Source organism: Prauserella rugosa, from assembly GCF_000719975.1.
GTDB lineage: Bacteria > Actinomycetota > Actinomycetes > Mycobacteriales > Pseudonocardiaceae > Prauserella > Prauserella rugosa.
This window is the reverse complement of record NZ_JOIJ01000055.1, coordinates 1-1,280: the sequence shown is the minus strand read 5'-3', so window position 1 is coordinate 1,280 and position 1,280 is coordinate 1. Positions and strand designations below refer to the sequence as shown.

Annotated in this window: 1 protein-coding gene; it reads right to left on the bottom strand. The window is 65.7% G+C overall.

Annotation, left to right across the window (positions count from 1 at the left end):
- Positions 1-30: 30 nt before the first annotated feature.
- A protein-coding gene (locus IF64_RS0124880) for an IS3 family transposase (protein ID WP_145600441.1) occupies positions 31-1,211 on the bottom strand; the annotation gives its coding sequence in 2 pieces (ribosomal slippage) (positions 31-924 and positions 927-1,211; 1,179 coding nt in all).
- Positions 1,212-1,280 lie beyond the last annotated feature (69 nt).

The following is a 1,280-nucleotide window of genomic DNA, read 5'->3' as shown; positions in this document are numbered from 1 at the left end:
GGGGCTGCTGAAGGAAACTGTGACAGTGGTTTAGGCCGCCGGGGTGGCGGTGTGGCTCATGATGGTTTCGTATTCGATGGGGGTCAAGCGGCCGAGGCGGGCTTGTCTGCGGCGTCGGTGGTAGGTGCGTTCGATCCAGGTCACGATCGCGATGCGGAGCTCTTCGCGTGTGGCCCATGTGCGGCGGTTGAGCACATTGCGTTGCAGGAGGCTGAAGAAGCTCTCCATGGCGGCGTTGTCACCGGCTGAGCCGACCTGGCCCATCGAGCCGCGCATGTGGTGGCGCCACAACGCTTGTTGCAACTTCGTGCTGCGAAACTGACCTCCGCGATCGCTGTGCAGCGTGCAGCCGGCGACGTGGCCACCACGGCGGGCGACGGCCGATTCCAGCGCGTCCAGGGCGAGCTGGGAGGTCATCCGGTCGGCGATGGAATGGCCCACGATCCGGTTCGACCACACGTCTTTGACCGCGGAGAGGTAGAGCGTGCCCTCACCGGTGGGGTGTTCGGTGATATCGGTCAGCCACAGGCGATTCGGTCTGTCAGTGGTGAACTCGCGGCGCACGAGATCGTCGTGCGCGGGCGGACCGGGCCGGGCCTTGCGGCTGCGGCGTTTCTTCCCGAACACGCACCACCACTCGTTGTCCGAGCAGATCTTCCACACCGTGCGGTCCGACACCTCGACGCCCGTGGCGGTGACCGCGTCGTGCAACAGGCGATACCCGAACTCGGGGTCCTCGCGGTGAGCGTCGAAGATCGCGTTCGCCGCGTAGGCCTCGTCGTACTCGGTGTCGGTGACCGGCCTGCGCAGCCAGGCGTAGTAGTGCTGGCGGTGGAGCTTGAGCACCCGGCACGCCACCGCCACCGGCACCCGAATCGGGGCATCGGGGGCGGCCAACTCCCTTACGAGCGGGTAGAGCCTTTTCCCGGCAGATTGCCCTGCGACAAGTACGCCGCAGCCCGACGCAACACCTCGTTCTCCTGCTCCAACAGCCGGTTACGGCGCTTGAGCTCACGCAACTCAGCCGCCGCATCCGAGGACACACCCGGCTTGGCGCCGTCCTCGACATCAGCCTGACGCAACCACTTCTGCAACGTCATCTCGTGAACACCGAAGTCCGCGGCGACCTGCGCCAAAGTCACACCAGACTCGCGGTTACGCGCGACCCGGACAACGTCCTCACGGAACTCACGGGGATACGGCTTGGGCACAACAACATCCTTCCACGCCCACCTCTCGGCAAGCGAACTCAGATGTCACACACCCCTTCAGCAGCCCCC